This is a genomic window from Conyzicola nivalis, from assembly GCF_040548875.1.
In the GTDB taxonomy this organism is placed as follows: domain Bacteria; phylum Actinomycetota; class Actinomycetes; order Actinomycetales; family Microbacteriaceae; genus Conyzicola; species Conyzicola nivalis_A.
The window spans coordinates 1,656,119-1,673,532 of record NZ_JBEPSJ010000001.1 but is presented as its reverse complement, the minus strand read 5'-3'; the positions used below and the strand labels follow the sequence as shown (position 1 = coordinate 1,673,532).

Genomic DNA, 17,414 nt, shown 5'->3' with positions numbered 1-17,414 from the left:
GTGGCACCGCACGTTCACCCGACGGGCGTACCGTGGCTGATATGGCCCCCGACTTTCGCAAGCCGTTTCGCGGCCTCTCCCGCAGCAAGCCCGTTCCCGCCGCAGAACCCGTCGACCTGCGTGCCGCCGAGGCGCCGGTGGGCCGGTCGAGCCTCGTCAACAACGCGATCTACGTCGACGGGTGCCGCATCGAGAAGCTCGATTCGCTCGGCGCGACCTACTCCGCCCTCGACCGGCACGACGGATCTATGGCCTGGATCGGCCTCTACCGCCCCTCCGCCGACGAGCTGACCTCGCTCGCGGGCCAGTTCGGCCTGCACGAGCTCGCGGTCGAAGACGCGGTGCTCGCGCACCAGCGTCCGAAACTCGAGCGCTACGGCGACACACTGTTCGTGGTGCTCCGGGCCGCGCGCTACCTCGACAGCGAGGAGGAGGTCGAATTCGGCGAACTGCACGTGTTCATCGGCCGCAACTTCGTCATCACCGTGCGCCACGCCGAGTCGCCCGACCTCTCGCTCGTGCGCGCCCGTCTCGAGGAGTCGCCCGACCTGCTGGCCCGCGGCACCGAGGCGGTGCTGTACGCGATCCTCGACGCGGTCGTCGACGGCTACGCGCCCGTGGTCGCCGGCATCGCGAAGGACATCGACGAGATCGAGACGCAGGTGTTCGACGGCGATCCGCGCGTGTCCAGGCGCATCTACGAGCTGTCGCGCGAGGTCATCGACTTCCAGCGCGCTGCCCAGCCGCTCATCGAGATCCTCGATCAGCTGTCGAGCGGGTTCGACAAGTACTCGATCGCCGTCGACCTGCAGCAGTACCTGCGCGACGTCGCAGACCACGTCGAGCACGTGAACGAGCGCATCGAGGAATTCCGCACACTGCTGCGCGACATCCTCACCGTGAACGGCACCCTCGTGGCGCAACGCCAGAACGACGACATGCAGAAGATCACCGAGTCGAGCAACCGCCAGGCGGAGGAGGCACGCAAGATCTCGGCGTGGGCGGCCATCTTCTTCGCCCCGACGCTCGTCACCGGAATCTACGGCATGAACTTCGCGATCATGCCCGAGCTCGACTGGGAGTTCGGCTACCCGGCGGCGCTGCTGGCGATGGTGGCTATCGGCGGCGCGCTGTTCGCGGTGTTCCGCGGGCGCAAGTGGCTGTAGCGCCGTAGAACCCGTACACACACGAGCGCTTCGACAAGCTCAGCGTCCGTGAGCCGCGTACCCTTGTACCCGTGACCTCCCCGCTCGACGAGCCGCTCAAGAACGCGCTCGGCCCCCGCACGAGCGCAGCGCTGGCCAAGGGCCTGGGACTGAAGACGGTCGGCGACCTGCTGAGCCACTACCCCCGCCGGTACATCCGTCGCGGCGAGCTCACCGAGCTCACCCACTTGCCGCTCGACGAGAACGTCACCATCGTCGCCGAGGTGATCGAGGTGCGGCAGCGGTCGATGCAGGCGCGCAAAGGCTCGATCCTCGAGGTGAAGATCAGCGACGGCAAGGGCGTGCTCACCCTCACCTTCTTCAACCAGGCGTTCCGCAAAGACGAGCTGAAGCCGGGCGTGCGCGGCATCTTCGCGGGCAAGATCGGCGAGTACCGGGGCGCCCTGCAGCTCACCCACCCCGACTACGAGCTCTTCGACACGTCGACCGACGTCGGCGCCAGCCAGCACGACCGCGACGAGGCCGCGCGCAAGTTCCTCGAGAACCTCGTGCCGATCTACCCGGCCACGGCGTCGATGACCAGCTGGCAGATCCAGAAGGCGATGACCGTCGTGCTCGACACCCTGCCGCCGCTGCCCGACCCTGTTCCGCCGGCGATCCGCACGAGGCGAAAGCTCACGAGCTACGAGAGGGCCGTGCAGAGCATCCATAGACCGGCGACGGATGCCGAATGGGGCGGCGCACGCAAGGCCCTCCGGTTTCAAGAGGCCTTCGTGCTCCAGGCCGCCCTCCTCCAGCAGCGAGCGAAACTGCGCGAGGTTAAGAGCACCTCTCGACTCCCCGGAAAGCTGCTCGCCGGCTTCGACGCCGCGCTGCCGTTCACCCTCACGGGCGACCAGAAGCTCGTCGGCAACGAGATCTTCATGGACCTCGCCGGTGGTACGCCGATGAACCGCCTGGTGCAGGGCGAGGTGGGCTCGGGTAAGACGCTCGTCGCGCTGCGGGCCATGCTCGCGGTCGCCGAGTCGGGCGGCCAGTCGGCGCTGCTCGCCCCGACCGAGGTGCTCGCCCAGCAGCACCTCCGCTCGATCGTGAAGACCCTCGGCCCCGACCTCGCCGCGAAGCTGCGGCCGACCCTCATCACCGGGCAGCTGAGCGTGCCCGAGAAGCGGAAGGCGCTGCTCGCCGCGGTCTCCGGCTCCGCGCAGATCGTCGTGGGAACCCATGCGCTGCTCAGCGACAACGTGGGCTTCTACGACCTCGGCCTCGTCGTCGTCGACGAGCAGCACCGGTTCGGCGTCGATCAGCGCGAGGCGCTGCGGCTCAAGGGCGCGACTCCGCCGCACGTGGTCGTGCTCACGGCCACGCCGATCCCGCGCACCGTCGCGATGACCGTCTTCGGCGATCTCGACATCTCGACGATCGCGGAACTGCCCGGCGGCCGCGTGCCGATCAAGAGCTTCGTCGTCTGGAACAAACCGCTGTACGACCGGGTCTGGGTGCGGGCGGCCGAGGAGATCGCGCAGGGCAGGCAGGTATTCGTGGTCTGCCCCGCGATCGATTCTGCGGACACCGACCTCGAGCTCGTCGACGAGGACGCTTCGACGAGCTCAGCGACCGGAGCCGCCGCCAAGCGCCCCATCGCCAACGTCACCGACACCACGGCCGAGCTGCGCTCGAACCCGGTGCTCGCCGGCAAGCGCATCGAGACCCTCCACGGGCGCATGTCGAGCGACGAGAAAGACCGCATCATGCAGGACTTCGCGGCCGGCCGCATCGACGTGCTCGTCGCGACAACCGTGATCGAGGTCGGGGTGGACGTTCCGAATGCGAGCACGATGGTGATCCTCGACGCCGACCGTTTCGGAGTCTCCCAGCTGCACCAGCTGCGCGGCCGGGTCGGCCGGGGAGGGGTGCCGAGCGTGTGCCTGTTCGTCACCCACGCCGACGACGAGTCTCTCGCCCGCGAGCGGGTGGAGGCCGTGGCATCCACCCTCGACGGCTTCGAGCTCGCGCAGAAAGACCTCGAACTGCGCCGCGAGGGCGACGTGCTCGGCAACACGCAGTCGGGCGGACGCTCGAGCCTCAGGCTGCTGCGCGTCGCGAAGGACGGCGAGCTGATCGCCGACGCGCGCGACCTCGCCTCGGCGGTGCTCGAGGTCGACCCGACTCTGCAGGACTACCCCGAACTGCGCGACGCGCTCGCCCGGCGCCTCGACGCCGAGGCCGAGGCCTTCCTCTCGAAGAGCTAGCCTCTCGAAGCCGAGAGCTAGCGCTCTGCGAGAACCGGCTGCGGCGGCACCATCGGCTCGGGCACCGACCTCGCTCGACGGCGGTAGCTCGCCACGAGCACCCCGACGACGACCGCCGCGCCGCCGAGCAGCTCGGTGAGGTCGATCACCTCGCCGAACGCCGCCCAGGAGGCGAGCACTCCCACCACGGGGACGAGCATCGAGAAGGGGGCGACCGTGCTCGACGGGTAGCGGCTGAGCAGGCCGTTCCAGATCCCGTAGCCCACGATCGTCGCGATGACCACGATGTAGAGAAGGCCGAGAACGGATGGCAGGGCTTCCAGCGTGAGGGCCGTGGCGAGGCTGTCGCCGATGCGCGCGGGTCCCTCGACCCAGAACGCGACGGCGATCATCGGCAGCGGAGGGATCACCGACATCCACAGGGTGAGGTGCAGCGCGTTGGGCGCCTGGGCCTTGCGGCTCGACACGTTGCCGATCGCCCAGCCGAGCGCGCCGCACAGGGTGAGCACCACGGGCAGCAGCGCGGCCAGCTGGGAGCGGTGGAAGGCGATGACGCCGAGGCCGACGACCGCGACGGCGATGCCGACCGCCTGGCGCGCGGTGATGCGCTCGCGCAGCCAGACGCCCGCGATGAGCACGGTGAACGGGGCGGAGGCCTGCAGCACGATCGAGGCGAGCCCGCTCGGCATGCCCGCAGCCATGCCGAGGTAGAGGAACGCGAACTGCAGGGTGCCGATGCCCAGCCCGACGCCGAGCAGCCAGCGGAACGGCACCTTCGGGCGCGGGATGAACAGCAGGGTGGGGATCGCGATGATCGAGAACCGCAACGCCACGAGGAAGAACGGCGGGAAGTGCTCGAGGGCGAGCGCGGTGGCGGGAAAGTTCAGGCCCCAGCAGACGACGACGAAGAGAGCGAGGAGGCGGTCGCGGAGGGACATGTCTCCATGGTGTCGCGAATTTCGATGAAGGACTAGCGCAGGATCATGCACGATCTTTGTAGACTGCCTTCATGGATGTGGGTCAACTCGCCCTGCTGCGCGAACTGGCCGACCGCGGAAGCGTGACCGAGGTTGCCGCGGCCCTCGGCAAGTCGCCGAGCGCCGTCTCCCAGCAGCTCAAGACGCTGCAGCGCCAGGTCGGCGTGGTGCTCGTCGAGCGGGTCGGCCGCGGGGTGCGCCTGACCGATGCCGGGCGCGCGCTCGCCGCCAGCTCGGTACGCATCTCCACGGCGATGGCCGAGGCCGAGGCGGTCTGGAACGCGTACCGGGGCGAGGCGACGGGAACGGTGCGGGTCGCCACGTTCTTCTCCGCCTCCGAATTGTTCGTCCCGGGGCTGCTGACGCGTCTGCACGACCACCCCGGCATCCTCCTCGACGTCGACGACCGCGACATGTCGCAGGACGACTTCGCCGCTCTCGCGGCGGACTACGACATCGTGCTCGCCCACCGCTCCGACGACGCCCTCCCGCCGGAGCGGTCGGTGCTGAACATCGTGCCGCTGGTGCGGGAGCCGCTCGACGTCGCCGTCCCTCTCGACCATCCTCTGGCCGACCGGCCGAGCGTCACTGTCGCCGACGTCATCGGCGAGGGCTGGATCACGGTGCCGGTCGATTTCCCGCTCGACCGCGTGCTCACGGCGATGGCGGTGCGGGCGGGCGTCCCTCCGCGCATCGTCTACCGCACGACGCATCTGCCGCTCATCGAGAACCTCGTCGCCACCGGGCACGGGATCGCCCTGCTGCCGCGCTACACCTCGAGGGAGCGCGCCGCCGACCGCTACCGGCTGCTGCCGCTCGTCGACTTCCGGGCCGGCAGGCACATCGAGGCGCTGATGCGCCCCGACCGGGCGGCGCGGCTCGCGGTGCGCGTCGTGGTCGACGCGCTGGTCGCCGAGTCCCGGCGCTACCGACCCGACGGTCGTGTAACGAATCAGTAACAAGCGCGCGATAGGGTGAGCGTATGAAGAGGATCGCCGTCGTCCCTGGTTCATTCGACCCCGTCACGCTCGGACACCTGGATGTGATCGCACGAGCGGCCGGACTCTTCGACGAGTTGCACGTTCTCGTCGTGCACAACCCCGGTAAAACCGCGCTCCTGCCGATCTCTCAGCGCGTCTCGCTCATCGAGCAGGCGATCGCCGAGGCCGAGATGCCCGGCACCATCGTCGTCACCAGCTGGAGCGTCGGCCTGCTCGTCGACTACTGCACCGACGTGGGAGCCAGCGTGCTGGTGAAGGGCATCCGCTCGCAGGTCGACGTGGCGTACGAGACGCCGATGGCCATCGTCAACCGCAACCTCGCCGGAGTGGAGACGATTTTCATGCTGCCGGATCCGGCGCACGCCCACGTCTCCAGCTCCCTCGTGCGCCAGGTCGCGGCGCTCGGCGGAGACGTGAGCCCCTACGTGCCACGCGCCGTCGCCGCTTACCTGCAGAAGTCCTGACGCGGGCGCAGTTCACCCAGTTTTACCGCTTACTTCACGCAACAGGCGTGTGGCTTATGCCCGCAGAACCCTCCCTCGCGGGAGAATGAACCGATTCGGGTGGGGAACACCCCACTTCTGAGCGAGGAGCACACCGTGGCAACCAAGACCGACAAGAAGTCAGAGACCAAGGCTGTCAAGAAGGCCGAAGCCAAGAAGACCGAGGGCAAGAAGCTGAAGAACAGCGAGCCGACCAAGTCCGACCTCAAGGCCGAGGCAAAGATGCTCAAGAAGGCGCTCGCCGAAGACACCGCACTCGCCGAGAAGGCCGCCGCCAAGGCCAAGAAGCAGCTGAAGAAGGAGCGCGGAAAAGTTCGCGCCCAGCTGCAGAAGGCCAAGGAGCTCGCTGAGAAGATCGCCAGGAAAGACGAGGCGCGGGCCCGCAAGCTCCTCAAGAAGAAGAACACCCTCGTCGAGGAGATCGCCGCGACCGTCGAGATCGAGGCCGAGAAGCTCGAGAAGGCCGCGGAGAAGTCGCCGGCCACTCCCACCCCCGTCGCCGAGAGCGTGACTATAGCGAAGCGCGCCCCGGCCACCCGCACGCGCAGCCGAGTGCCCAACACCGGAACCTCGGCGGTGCGAGCGAGCACCGAGCCGAGCGAGTCATGGACGATGGTCGCGCTGCGCAGCTACGCCGGCTCGAACGGCGTTACCGGCTACTCGCGCCTCAACAAGTCCGAACTGCTCGCGAAGCTGCGCGGAACCGATTCTCTCGACTAACAGGCTTCGAAAACGAAGTCCGGGCTCGACGGCGTCGTGAGATCGCGGTCTCTCAGGATCGTCGATGCCGGCACCTGGGGGTCGGCGCAGACCTCTGCGAAGGTGCCCCGCAGGTCGTCGGTGTACTCGATGTCGAAGACGAGGTCGCCGTAGACCGACGTGTAGAGCGCGCACTCGTCGAATCGCCGACACTCCTCGGCGACGGCGAAGTCGAACCCCGCCTGCTCGCGGCCACGCTTGCCCAGCTCGGCAGAGTTCTTCTGCGCGATCGCGAGCCCGGCGGCGTGCGCCGTCGCCGTGTAGAGGGATGCGAGGGCGATGGCGCCGTCCTGGTCGAGCCTGCCCCCGCTGCGCCCGTAGCTGTCGAGGTTGTCGATCTCGACCGCATCGAAACCCTTCTCCGCGCAGGCGGAGAAGTCGTCGGCCATGATGGCGGCGATCCGATCCCGCTTCCCGGCGTCCGACGTGTCGAGGATCAGCTCGTCCGGCCAGTCGGCGTCGATCACCGGCTGCCCTCCGTCGAGGAGCACCAGGTCGGGGTTGTCGGCGAGCCACCTCTCGCGGTCGGCGGGTTGGGACTGGAAACCGTTGATGTAACAGATGGAGTACAGCCCTGACGCCGGGACGTCGGCGCTGTCGCGCACCACGCCGGCGACTCCGGGTGCCGGATCGTACCCCTCGGAGAGCTGGTAGTCGATGACCACGCCGGCGGGAGGCAGCACCACCCGCTGCGACGAGTCGCCGCCCGCGTCGGGTGCGGGCGCCGCGCAGCCAGCGAGGAGGAGTGCCGCGACCGCGGCGGCTGCCGCGCTCGACGTGCGGGGCACGGGAGAAACTAGCTCAGGCCGGCGACCGTGCGCGCGGTCGCCACGAAGGTGTCCCGCATCGCGTCTGGGCCGTCGAGGTATCCGCCGACGAGCGCCGCATCGCGCAGCAGCACGAGAGCCGCGGCCGCGCCTGACGGATCGGGTCGGCCCGCCGCCTCCAGGGCGCCGCGCAGCTCGTCCTTGAACCAGGCGCGGTGCTCGCGCACTGCGACACGCACCCGGCTCGAAGCATCCGGATACTCCGCCGAGGCGTTGATGAAGGGGCATCCGCGGGTGTGCAGAAAAGTAACGTCGTCGGCGACGCGCTGGATGAGGATCTCGAGCAGCTCGTCGGGGCTCGGGCCGTGCTCTCTGGCCGCCGCCAGGCGGGAGCGGATGCTCGTGTCCTCGCGGTCGAGGTAGGCCTCGACGAGGTCTTCCTTGCTCGGGAAGTGGCGGTAGAAAGTCGCTCGCGTCACGGCCGACTCGATGACCACGCGGTCGACGCCGACCGCGTGGATCCCCACGCGGTAGAAGAGGTCGGAGGCGGTTGCCAGCAGGCGCTCGCGCGCCTCGGACGGGCGCTTCTCGGTGAGGACGGGAGTGGACATTCGGCAACGATAACAGAACGCTCGTTCTGTGCCGGGTACATTGTGTTGTGTTTTCGTCAGGTGCGTCGCGGCCGTGCAATTTACTCGAAACGAAGAAGTGTGAGGATTGAGTCATGACAGGTTTGCAGGTCGGCTACGCCGCGATGCTCGAGCAGTTCCACCCGACCGAGGCGGTAGCGCTCGCGGTCTACGCGGAGCAGCACGGGTTCAGCGGCGTTATGGCGGCGGACCACTTCCAGCCGTGGGTGCCGCAGCAGGGCGAGAGCGCCTTCGTCTGGAACGTGCTCGCCGCGATCGGTGAGCGCACGACCGGCGACATGGGTCCCGGCGTCACCGCTCCGACGTTCCGCTGGCACCCCGCGATGGTCGCCCAGGCATCGGCGACGCTCGCCGCCATGTACCCCGGCCGCCACTGGCTCGGGCTGGGCTCGGGCGAGGCGCTCAACGAGCACATCGTCGGGCAGTACTGGCCGGAGGCCCCCGAGCGCATCAACCGCATGTTCGAGGCGATCGACGTGATCAAGAAGCTCTTCACGGCCTCGCTCGCGGGCAAGGACACCAAGCACTCCGGGCAGTTCTTCAAACTCGAGTCGACGCGACTGTGGACGATGCCCGAGGTCGCCCCCGAGATCCTCGTGGCGACCGCCGGACCCGTCACCGCCAAGCGGGCGGGGAAGACGGTCGACGGGCTCATCACCGTCGGAGCTCCGATCGAGAAGATCGCCGGGCTGTTCGCCAAGTTCGACGAGGGCGCGCGCGAGGCGGGCAAGGATCCGTCGACCATGCCCCGCGTGCTGCAGCTGCACATGAGCTGGGCGCCCACCGAGGAGGAGGCGATGCGCAACGCGCTCGTCGAGTGGCCCAACGGGGGCATGAAGTTTCCGAAGAGCGACATCCGATCGCCGTTCGAGCTCGAGCAGATGGCGAAGCTGGTGCGCCCGGAGGACTTCGAGGGCCGCCTCGTGATCGACTCCGACCCCGACGTGCACCGCGCCTACATCCAGAGGTTCGTCGACCTCGGCTTCGACCGCATCTACCTCCACAACGTCGGTCGCAACCAGCGCGAGTGGATCGATGTCTTCGGCCGCGACGTGCTGCCCAAGCTGGGGCGCTGATCCCGTGCTGTCCGTATACGCCGCCGCGGGCATCCCCGAGGTGAAGCCGGGAGACGATCTCTCGATCCTCATCGGAGACGCCCTCGACGGGCTGCTCTCCGACGGGGACATCCTCGCCGTCACGAGCAAGATCGTCTCCAAGGCCGAGGGCCGCATCGTGCACGCCGACGATCGGGAGCAGGCGATCACCGACGAGACCGTGCGCGTCGTCGCGACCCGTCGCCACCCCGGCGGCGTCACCCGCATCGTCGAGAACCGGCTCGGCATGGTCGCCGCCGCGGCCGGCGTCGACTCGAGCAACACGGCGGCGGGCACCGTGCTCGTGCTGCCGCTCGACCCCGACGCGTCGGCCCGCACCCTGCGCCTCGCCCTCGAGGAGCGCTTCGGCCTGCGCCTCGGCGTCATCATCACCGACACCCTCGGGCGTGCCTGGCGCGAGGGGCAGACCGACGTCGCGATCGGGGCGAGCGGAGTGCGCCTCATCGAAGACCTGCGCGGAACCCGCGACAGCCACGGACGCTCGCTCGACGTGACGGCTCCCGCCGTCGGCGACGAGATCGCCGCGGCCGCCGACCTGGTCAAGGGCAAGGCGGGCGGGCTCCCGGTCGCCGTCGTGCGCGGGCTCGGTCGACTGCTCGATGCGGATGCGCCCGGCGCCCGCGTCCTGATCCGCCCGGCGCGCAACGACATGTTCCGGCTCGGCACCGACGAGGCATGGCAGCGAGGCTTCGAGGCGGGCCGCGCGGGCGCCGCAGCGCACCCCGACCCGTCTGCTGCGGCAGCGCCCGACGCCGACCGAGGGACGCCGTGACCGACACGCCGCGCTCCCGATCCTCGGCGCGCCAGTCGATCGAAGACGCGGCAATCGCGCAGTTCGAGTCGCGACCCCGCGACACGGGCGTGCGTAAGACGGGACGGCCGGTCGCCGAGTCGCACGAGCCGGAGGCGACGCGCGAGTGGATCGTCGTCATCCCGGTGAAGGGCACCGGCGACGCCAAGTCGCGGCTGGGCGACTCGGTGCACCGTCCCGCGCTCGCCCTGGCGATCGCCCTCGACACGGCGTCGGCCGCGCTCGCCGCGCCCTCCGTCATCGGTGTGCTCGTCGTCACGAGCGCCGCCGCCGCGCCGTCCTTCGACGAGCTCGACGTGCTCGTCGTCGTCGAGGACGAACCGGCCGGCCTGCCCGCGGCGATCGCCAGCGGCCTGGAGCTGGCTGCAGAGCTGGGCGCTCCGGGCCGCGGCACCGCAGTGCTGCTCGGCGATCTCCCGGCGCTGACCGCGGGCGAGCTCGAGGCGGCACTCGTGTCGGCGACGGGGCATCCGCTGGCCATGGTGGCCGACGCCGAGGGCAGCGGCAGCGTGCTCGTCACGGCGGCGGACGGGGCCGTGCACGCGACCGCTTTCGGTCCCGGCTCGCACGCCGCGCATCTCGCCGCGGGCTACGCCGAACTGCCGGTGCCCGTCACCTCGGGACTGCGCAACGACGTCGACACCGAGCACCAGCTGCGCGCCCTGCGTCCCCGCCTCGGCGCGCACACCGCCGCGGTCGACTTCTGAGCCGCTGACGTCGGCCGCAGACTCCTGCCCCCTGCAGAACGCCTACCGCGCCGACGCGAGGGCGTCGGCTGCGAGCTGCGCGCTCGTAGCGGGGTCGCGCATCCAGAGCGGCACCGCCCGAGCCGCGATGCCCGCGTCGGCGAGGGCGACCACGGACGCGGCATCCGAACTGTCGACCAGCCAGGCGTCGAGAATCCCTCCCGAGGCGCGCGAGCCATAGTGCAGCCCCACGGCCTCGGCGGAGGTCTCGACTCCGATCGCGGTCAGGCAGGCATCGGCCATGCCGCGCACGACGGCGCCCGCGATGACGGGGGAGACGCCGACGACCCGGGCGTCGGTCGTGGCGACCGCGTCGCGGATCCCGGGGATGCCGAGGATGGTCCCGATCGACACCACGGGGTTCGACGGGGCGATCAGCACCACGTCGGCCGAGGCGATGGCCTCGAGAACGCCGGGGGCGGGTGCGGATGCCTCGACCCCGCGCTGCACGAACCCGAGAGCCGGCACGGCGGCGCGGTGTCTCGTCCACCACTCCTGGAAGTGGAGCTCGCCGCCCTCGACCGTGACGAACGTCTCGACCTCGTCGTCGGTGGCGGGGATGAGTCGCACGCCCAGCGGCCAGCGCGACGCGATGCGCTCGGTCACCGCGCTGAGCGGCTGACCCTCGCGCAGCAGGTGGCTGCGGGTGATGTGCGTTCCGATGTCCAGGTCGCCGAGCGTGAACCAGGGCCATCCGACGCCGTACGCGCGAAGCTCGCCGCTGACCCTCTCGGTCTCGCCGACGCGGCCCCACCCACGCGCCTCGTCGTTCTCGCCCGCCAGGGTGTACATGATCGAGTCGAGGTCGGGTGCGATGCGCAGGCCCGTGAGCCACATGTCGTCGCCGGTGTTGACCACCGCCGTGAGCTCTGCGCCGGGAATCGCGGAGCGCACGTGCTCGCGCAGCCCGCGGAGGAAACGGGCGCCGCCGACGCCGCCTGACAGAACGGTTATCTTCACTCGCTCACGATAGTTGCAGGCACCCTAGCAGGCACCGCCAGCACGTGGGTTGGGCGAACTCTCAGGGGGCGAAATCGCCGATATCTGCCACACTCATAGGGTGAACAGCATTGTGGGGCAGTTCGAGTCGGGACACGAGGCGGTGTCGGCGAGGGAAGACGCCCCGATGCCGATCGAGGAGTTCTACAAAGCCAGTCGAGCGATCGTCGACTCGGTCGAGCTGGTGATCGACGGCAAGCGCGAGGCCGTGGAGATGGCCCTCACGGTGATCCTCGCCGAGGGCCACCTGCTGATCGAAGACGTTCCCGGCGTCGGCAAGACGATGCTCGCCCGCGCGCTGGCGAAGAGCCTCGACTGCTCGGTGTCGCGCATCCAGTTCACCCCCGACCTGCTGCCATCGGACATCACCGGCGTCTCCATCTACAACCAGGCCGAGCGCGAGTTCGAATTCAAGCCCGGACCGGTGTTCGCGAACCTCGTCATCGGCGACGAGATCAACCGAGCCAGCCCGAAGACGCAGTCGGCCCTCCTCGAGTGCATGGAGGAGAAGCAGGTCACGGTCGACGGCACCACCTACATCCTCGCGACGCCGTTCACCGTGGTGGCCACCCAGAACCCGATCGAGATGGAGGGCACCTACGCCCTCCCCGAGGCCCAGCGAGACCGGTTCATGGCCCGCATCTCGATGGGCTACCCGGATTCGACCGCCGAGATCGCCATGCTGCGCTCGCGGGAGACGAGCAGCCCGCTCGAGGACGTGGTGCCCGTGATCTCGAGCCAGAAGCTCGCGGCCATGATCGACACCGCCCGCAACGTCTTCGTCAGCCAGGCCGTCGAACAGTACGTCGTGCGCATCGCCCAGGCCACCCGCACCGACTCCGAGCTGCGGCTCGGCGCCAGCCCCCGTGCGACACTCCAGCTCGTGCGCGCCGCCAAGGTGCGGGCGGCGCTCGACGGGCGCGAGTTCGTGCTCCCCGACGACGTCAACGCGATCGTGGGGCCCGTGCTCGCCCACCGCCTCATCGCGGCCAACCGCTCGGGAGGCGTCGCCCGCGCGAGCGTCGCCGAGATCATCTCCAGGATCGTCGCCCACACGCCGGTGCCGCTCGGCGCCGGCGGGTCGCTCGGTCACTCGGGATAGCGCATGGCGCGAGGGGGCATGGGTCGTCGCGCGACCGGGCTCACGAGACGAGGGTGGGGTGCCTTCGCCGGGGCGATCGTGCTCCTGATCTTCGCGTACGTCCTCGGCAACGAGCAGCTGCTCTTCGTCGCCTGCCTCCTCGGAGCACTCGTCGGACTCAGCTTCCTGCTCGTGCGGTTCCGTTCCCCCAGCCTCACCGCGGCGCGCCGGTTCGACGTCGACGTCGTGTCGGTCGGCAGCCCGGTGACCGTGTCGATAGAGGTGTCGAACAACACTGCCGGGCGCAGCGCGAGCGCGGAGTGGCGCGACCGGCTGCCCTGGCCGCCGGAAACCACCGAGGCGGCGAAGCTGCGGTCGCTGCCGAGCGCCCGGTACACGGCCGCCGGCGTCACCCGGCTCGAGTACGCCCTGCACCCGCCCCGCCGCGGTATCGTCGAGATCGGCCCGGCCACGATCGAGCGCGTCGACCCGTTCGGCATCGCCCGCAACGACTCCGTCCTGGGCGAGGCGCGGCAGCTCATCGTCGCTCCGCGCGTGACCGACCTCTCGGGCAGCGGCTTCTCGCTCGCCGGCGGCGACGGCGCGGTGCGTGCCAGTCGGCGCAACGCCGCGGGCAACAACGACGACCTGATGACGCGCGAGTACCGTCGCGGCGACGCGCTGCGCCGGGTGCACTGGCGGGCCACTGCCAGACGCGGCGACCTCATGGTGCGGCAGGAGGAGGAGAGCAGCTTTCCCACCGCACGCCTCATCGTCGACACCCGATCGAGCGGCTACCCGGGCGGAGGCGCCGACGCCTTCGAATGGGCGCTCGGCATGGTCGCGTCGCTCGGCGTGCACCTCGTCGGCGCCGGATTCCTGCTGCAGCTGCGGGAGACCGGCCCGGCGCAGCTCGTGGCGCCGGTCGAGGCCGGCGGCGGAACCGGGCACGACATCGACTTCCTGACGAGCCTCGCCAGTGCGAGCCTGCTGCCCGAGTCGGTCGGCGCCCCGTCCGCGGCATCCGCCGACCTCGACCTGCACGGCCCCATCTTCGCGGTGCTCGCCCGCCCGTCGGCAGAGACGCTGCGCTGGATCTCGAGCCAGCGTGCCCGCCACGAGCACGGCGTCGCGCTCGTGATCGACGCGCCGGGTTCCGAAGCACTCGAGGCGCTCACCCGTGCGGGATGGCAATGCCTGTCGGTGAGCGTCACGGATGACCCGGCCGAGGTGTGGGCGGCGGCGCTCGACGAAGACGCCGCGGGCAACGACGTTCGTGCACGCGAGCGGTTCGGGGACTCCGATGGCGCACGTTAGACGCGGCAGGGCGCTGCGGCCGCCGATCCCCGGCATGCGCCGCACCCTCGCGGTCGGGGTCGCCCTCCTGCTCGCTCTCGGCGGGCTCAACCACCTGCTCGCGAACGGCGTGTGGTGGGTGGTGTCGAGCGCCGTGGCCGTCTTCGTGCTCGGCGCGACCGCCGGGGTTCGGGCCGCGACGCGACGCCCCCTGCTTCCCGTCGCGGGCGGAGCGGCTGCGCTGCTTCTCACCGTCACGCTCTTCTTCGCCGCCGACACCGCGGTGCTGGGGGTCATACCCACCTTCGACACCGTCGCGCGGTTCGGCGAACTGCTCGCGAGCGGGGCGGCGTCGATTCAGGAGCAGGGCGTTCCCGCCGAGCCGGTGCCCGGCATCCTCTTCATCCTCTCGGTGGCCGCGGGCCTCGTCGCCATGGCCCTCGACGCGTTCGCCATCGTCGCGAAGGCACCCGCGCTGACCGGCATCCCGCTGCTCGCGGTCGTCGCCGCGCCCGGATTCATCAACCCCGAGTACACCGACCCGATCTACTTCGTGCTCACCGCGGCGGCGTGGATGCTCATCCTCTACGTCTCGTCGTCGCGCACCCAGCCCGCGGTCGCCACGGTCGTCGGCGGCGTCGCGGTCGTGGCCGCCCTGGTCGTGCCGATCGCCCTGCCGCCGGTGGCGACCATCGACGCGGGCGCCTCCGGTCAGGGCTACGCGACCGGGCTCAACCCGATCGTCGACCTCGGCGAAGACCTGCGGCGCGACTCGCCCGTGCTCGCCGTCACGTACACGACCACCTCGGAAGACCGGCAGTACCTGCGCATGGCGACGCTCGACGACTTCGCCGACGGCGCGTGGCAGCCGTCGATCGGGTCGGGGGACCGGTCGTCGAACCCCGAGGACATCGCGCCGGCGCCGGGTCGCGACGGCGATGTCGCCGTCGTCACGACCACGACCACGCTGAAGGTAGGAAACGTGCGCGGCCGCTGGCTGCCCGTGCCCTACGCGCCGAGAAGCATCACCGGTCTCGTCGGCACCTGGGTGTGGGATCCGGAGACCCTCAACGTGCGCACCGAGCGCTCGTCGGTGCGCGGCCAGGAGTACGTCGTCACCACCGAGGCCGCCGCACCCACGAGCGACCAGCTGCGCGCCGCCGACCCGGCGGTGTCCGACGACCTGCTGCGCTACCTCGAGGTGCCTGACACCCTGCCGGCGAACGTCGCCGCGACGGCCGCCGCGGCGACCGCGGGAGCGACCACCAACTACGACAGGGCGATCGCGCTGCAGAGCTTCTTTCGCGGGGGAGACTTCACCTACTCCGAAGAGGCCCCGGTCGAGAACGGCTACGACGGAACGAGCGCTGCGGTCATCGGCACGTTCCTCGACGAGCGCCGCGGCTACTGCGTGCACTTCTCGTCGGCGATGGCCGCGATGGCGCGCACCCTGGGCATCCCGGCGCGGGTGGCCGTGGGATTCACCACCGGTACAGAGGTCGACAACCAGACGACGGGCGACGAGGAGTACCGGGTCACCACGGACGAGCTGCACGCGTGGCCCGAACTCTACTTCGACGGCGTCGGCTGGGTGCGTTTCGAGCCCACCGTCGGACGCTCGAACGTGCCGGAGTACAACCCGGCCGTTCTGGACGACCCGACGACACCCGACATCGACGAGTCCACCGCCGCGCCGAGCTCGACCACCGCGCCGCAGGACGTCGCCCCCGAGCGCGACGACTCGGGCGGCGTGACGGGGGAGCAGGCAGCCGCCGGGCCGAACTGGAACGCGATCATCCTCTCCATCGCGGCGATCGCGCTGCTCGGGGCGCTCGCCATCCCCGCGGTGGCCCGGGTCGCACGCCGGCGGGCGCGTGTGCGCGAGCTGGCCCACCACGGCACGGTGATCGGCGCGTGGGACGAGGTGCGCGACACCGCCCTCGACCTGGGCTGGCGGCTCACCGACTCGGAGACGCCCCGAGAGTTCGCGGCGCGGCTCACCACCTCCCGCGACGACCGCGTGTTCGCCGCGACCGGTCCGATCGGCGGCTCGCCGATCGACGGCCCCGCCGCCATCGCGGCGCTCGAACGCCTGCGCCGGGCGGTGGAACGCGAGTCGTTCGCGCGCGCGGGAGCGGGAGCGGGCGGCGGCGCGGCGGCGGGCGCCGAAGCATCCGCAGCGACGACTGCCGACCTGCGAGAAGTGCTCGCCGCGCTCCGCGGCGGGGTCGACCGCGGTGTCCGCCTGCGAGCTGCCCTGGCGCCAGCATCCGTTCTCGCCCGCTGGTTCGCGGTAGGAGCCCGCCTGACCGGTCAGGGCTAGTAGGTTTTACGCCAACGTCATTGTTGGAAATCCAAGAGAAATGTTCAGCGCGAAGAATAGCAACAGGTAAGCCCCACCCGGAGGTAACGCATGACCGTTGTACGTGCAGCAATCACCCAGACGACATGGACCGGCGACAAAGAGTCGATGCTCGCCAAACACGAGCAGTTCGCGCGTGACGCGGCGGCCGTCGGGGCGCAGGTGATCTGCTTCCAGGAGCTGTTCTACGGCCCGTACTTCGGCATCACCGAGGACAAGAAGTACTACCGCTTCGCGGAGCAGGCCGACGGCCCGATCGTGCAGCGCTTCGCGGCGCTCGCCAAGGAGCTCGGCATCGTGATGATCCTGCCGATCTACGAAGAGGACATCACCGGCGTGTACTACAACACCGCGGTACTGGTCGAGTCCGACGGCACGATCCTCGGCAAGTACCGCAAGCACCACATCCCGCATCTCGACAGGTTCTGGGAGAAGTTCTATTTCCGCCCCGGAAACCTCGGCTACCCGGTCTTCGACACCTCCGTCGGAAAGGTCGGCCTGTACATCTGCTACGACCGCCACTTTCCCGAGGGGTGGCGGGAGCTGGGGCTGAACGGCGCGCACATGGTCTTCAACCCGAACGCGACCAAGCCCGGCCTCTCGAACCGGCTGTGGGAGGTCGAGGGCCCGGCCGCGGCCGTCGCCAACGGGTACTTCGTGCTGCAGCCCAACCGGGTCGGACGTGAGGACAACGAGTACGGCGAGCTCGCCGTCGACTTCTACGGCACGAGCCAGGTGATCGACCCGCGTGGCAACTTCGTCGGTGAGCGCGGTTCGGGCGACGACGAGGAGATCCTCATCCGCGACCTCGACATGGACATGGTGCGCGAGATGCGCGACGACTGGCAGTTCTACCGCGACCGTCGCCCCGACTCGTACACCAGCATCCCCCAGCCGTAACGTGCGGGCCGTGAGCTTGTCGAAGGGCG

At 70.0% G+C, this 17,414-nt stretch carries 16 protein-coding genes; 12 read left to right on the top strand and 4 right to left on the bottom strand.

All coding sequences use genetic code 11. The features are described from left to right. Window positions 1–41: 41 nt before the first annotated feature. Window positions 42–1,166, top strand: coding sequence for a magnesium and cobalt transport protein CorA (locus ABIE21_RS08205; RefSeq protein WP_354024282.1), 1,125 nt, complete (start codon window positions 42–44; stop codon window positions 1,164–1,166). Between the two features lie 71 nt (window positions 1,167–1,237). Further along, on the top strand, window positions 1,238–3,418 hold the full coding sequence (locus ABIE21_RS08200; protein WP_354024281.1) for an ATP-dependent DNA helicase RecG: 2,181 nt from the start codon (window positions 1,238–1,240) through the stop codon (window positions 3,416–3,418). Between the two features lie 17 nt (window positions 3,419–3,435). Here the strand turns inward: ABIE21_RS08200 and ABIE21_RS08195 are convergent, their stop codons facing one another. Further along, entirely contained in the window at window positions 3,436–4,356 is a 921-nt protein-coding gene (locus ABIE21_RS08195; RefSeq protein ID WP_354024280.1) for an EamA family transporter, read from the bottom strand. Between the two features lie 71 nt (window positions 4,357–4,427). Here ABIE21_RS08195 and ABIE21_RS08190 point away from each other — a divergent pair, with 71 nt between their 5' ends. The 3 genes from ABIE21_RS08190 to ABIE21_RS08180 all read left to right on the top strand — a co-directional run bounded on the left by ABIE21_RS08190 (window position 4,428) and on the right by ABIE21_RS08180 (window position 6,619). After that, window positions 4,428–5,354 carry a LysR family transcriptional regulator gene (locus ABIE21_RS08190; RefSeq protein ID WP_354024279.1) on the top strand — a complete coding sequence of 309 codons (927 nt, stop codon included), beginning with the start codon at window positions 4,428–4,430 and terminating at the stop codon, window positions 5,352–5,354. A gap of 23 nt (window positions 5,355–5,377) precedes the next feature. Then, a complete protein-coding gene (gene coaD / locus ABIE21_RS08185; protein ID WP_354024278.1) occupies window positions 5,378–5,860 on the top strand; it encodes a pantetheine-phosphate adenylyltransferase in 483 nt (160 codons plus the stop codon). 135 nt (window positions 5,861–5,995) lie between these two features. Beyond that, complete coding sequence (locus tag ABIE21_RS08180) at window positions 5,996–6,619, top strand: hypothetical protein (protein ID WP_354024277.1); 624 nt, start codon at window positions 5,996–5,998, stop codon at window positions 6,617–6,619. Here ABIE21_RS08180 and ABIE21_RS08175 read toward each other — a convergent pair. Both ABIE21_RS08175 and ABIE21_RS08170 read right to left on the bottom strand, forming a co-directional pair. Continuing rightward, entirely contained in the window at window positions 6,616–7,446 is an 831-nt protein-coding gene (locus tag ABIE21_RS08175; protein ID WP_354024276.1) for an endo alpha-1,4 polygalactosaminidase, read from the bottom strand. The two genes, ABIE21_RS08180 and ABIE21_RS08175, sit on opposite strands and share 4 nt — an antisense overlap. A gap of 8 nt (window positions 7,447–7,454) precedes the next feature. Further along, the gene (locus ABIE21_RS08170; protein ID WP_354024275.1) at window positions 7,455–8,036 is read right to left on the bottom strand and encodes a TetR/AcrR family transcriptional regulator; all 582 of its coding nucleotides are present in this window, start codon (window positions 8,034–8,036) and stop codon (window positions 7,455–7,457) included. Window positions 8,037–8,149: 113 nt separating this feature from the next. Between ABIE21_RS08170 and ABIE21_RS08165 the strand changes: the two genes are divergently transcribed. The 3 genes from ABIE21_RS08165 to cofC are packed head-to-tail and all read left to right on the top strand — an operon-like array spanning window position 8,150 to window position 10,708. After that, window positions 8,150–9,151: a TIGR03557 family F420-dependent LLM class oxidoreductase gene (locus ABIE21_RS08165; RefSeq protein WP_354024274.1), complete on the top strand. Its 1,002-nt coding sequence runs from the start codon at window positions 8,150–8,152 to the stop codon at window positions 9,149–9,151. Further along, complete coding sequence (locus ABIE21_RS08160; RefSeq protein ID WP_354024273.1) at window positions 9,111–9,962, top strand: coenzyme F420-0:L-glutamate ligase; 852 nt, start codon at window positions 9,111–9,113, stop codon at window positions 9,960–9,962. The genes ABIE21_RS08165 and ABIE21_RS08160 overlap by 41 nt, the downstream gene beginning before the upstream one ends. After that, window positions 9,959–10,708 carry a 2-phospho-L-lactate guanylyltransferase gene (gene cofC / locus ABIE21_RS08155; RefSeq protein ID WP_354024272.1) on the top strand — a complete coding sequence of 250 codons (750 nt, stop codon included), beginning with the start codon at window positions 9,959–9,961 and terminating at the stop codon, window positions 10,706–10,708. The genes ABIE21_RS08160 and cofC overlap by 4 nt, the downstream gene beginning before the upstream one ends. 42 nt (window positions 10,709–10,750) lie before the next feature. Here cofC and cofD read toward each other — a convergent pair whose 3' ends face one another. Continuing rightward, the gene (gene cofD, locus ABIE21_RS08150; protein WP_354024271.1) at window positions 10,751–11,707 is read right to left on the bottom strand and encodes a 2-phospho-L-lactate transferase; all 957 of its coding nucleotides are present in this window, start codon (window positions 11,705–11,707) and stop codon (window positions 10,751–10,753) included. A gap of 166 nt (window positions 11,708–11,873) precedes the next feature. Between cofD and ABIE21_RS08145 the strand changes: the two genes are divergently transcribed. The 4 genes from ABIE21_RS08145 to ABIE21_RS08130 all read left to right on the top strand — a co-directional run bounded on the left by ABIE21_RS08145 (window position 11,874) and on the right by ABIE21_RS08130 (window position 17,385). Then, window positions 11,874–12,848, top strand: coding sequence for an AAA family ATPase (locus tag ABIE21_RS08145; protein ID WP_354024423.1), 975 nt, complete (start codon window positions 11,874–11,876; stop codon window positions 12,846–12,848). 18 nt (window positions 12,849–12,866) lie between these two features. Next, entirely contained in the window at window positions 12,867–14,144 is a 1,278-nt protein-coding gene (locus ABIE21_RS08140) for a DUF58 domain-containing protein (protein WP_354024270.1), read from the top strand. Next, window positions 14,131–16,446: a DUF3488 and transglutaminase-like domain-containing protein gene (locus ABIE21_RS08135; RefSeq protein ID WP_354024269.1), complete on the top strand. Its 2,316-nt coding sequence runs from the start codon at window positions 14,131–14,133 to the stop codon at window positions 16,444–16,446. Before ABIE21_RS08140 ends, ABIE21_RS08135 begins: the two co-directional genes overlap by 14 nt. 90 nt (window positions 16,447–16,536) lie before the next feature. After that, on the top strand, window positions 16,537–17,385 hold the full coding sequence (locus tag ABIE21_RS08130; protein ID WP_354024268.1) for a nitrilase-related carbon-nitrogen hydrolase: 849 nt from the start codon (window positions 16,537–16,539) through the stop codon (window positions 17,383–17,385). Window positions 17,386–17,414 lie beyond the last annotated feature (29 nt).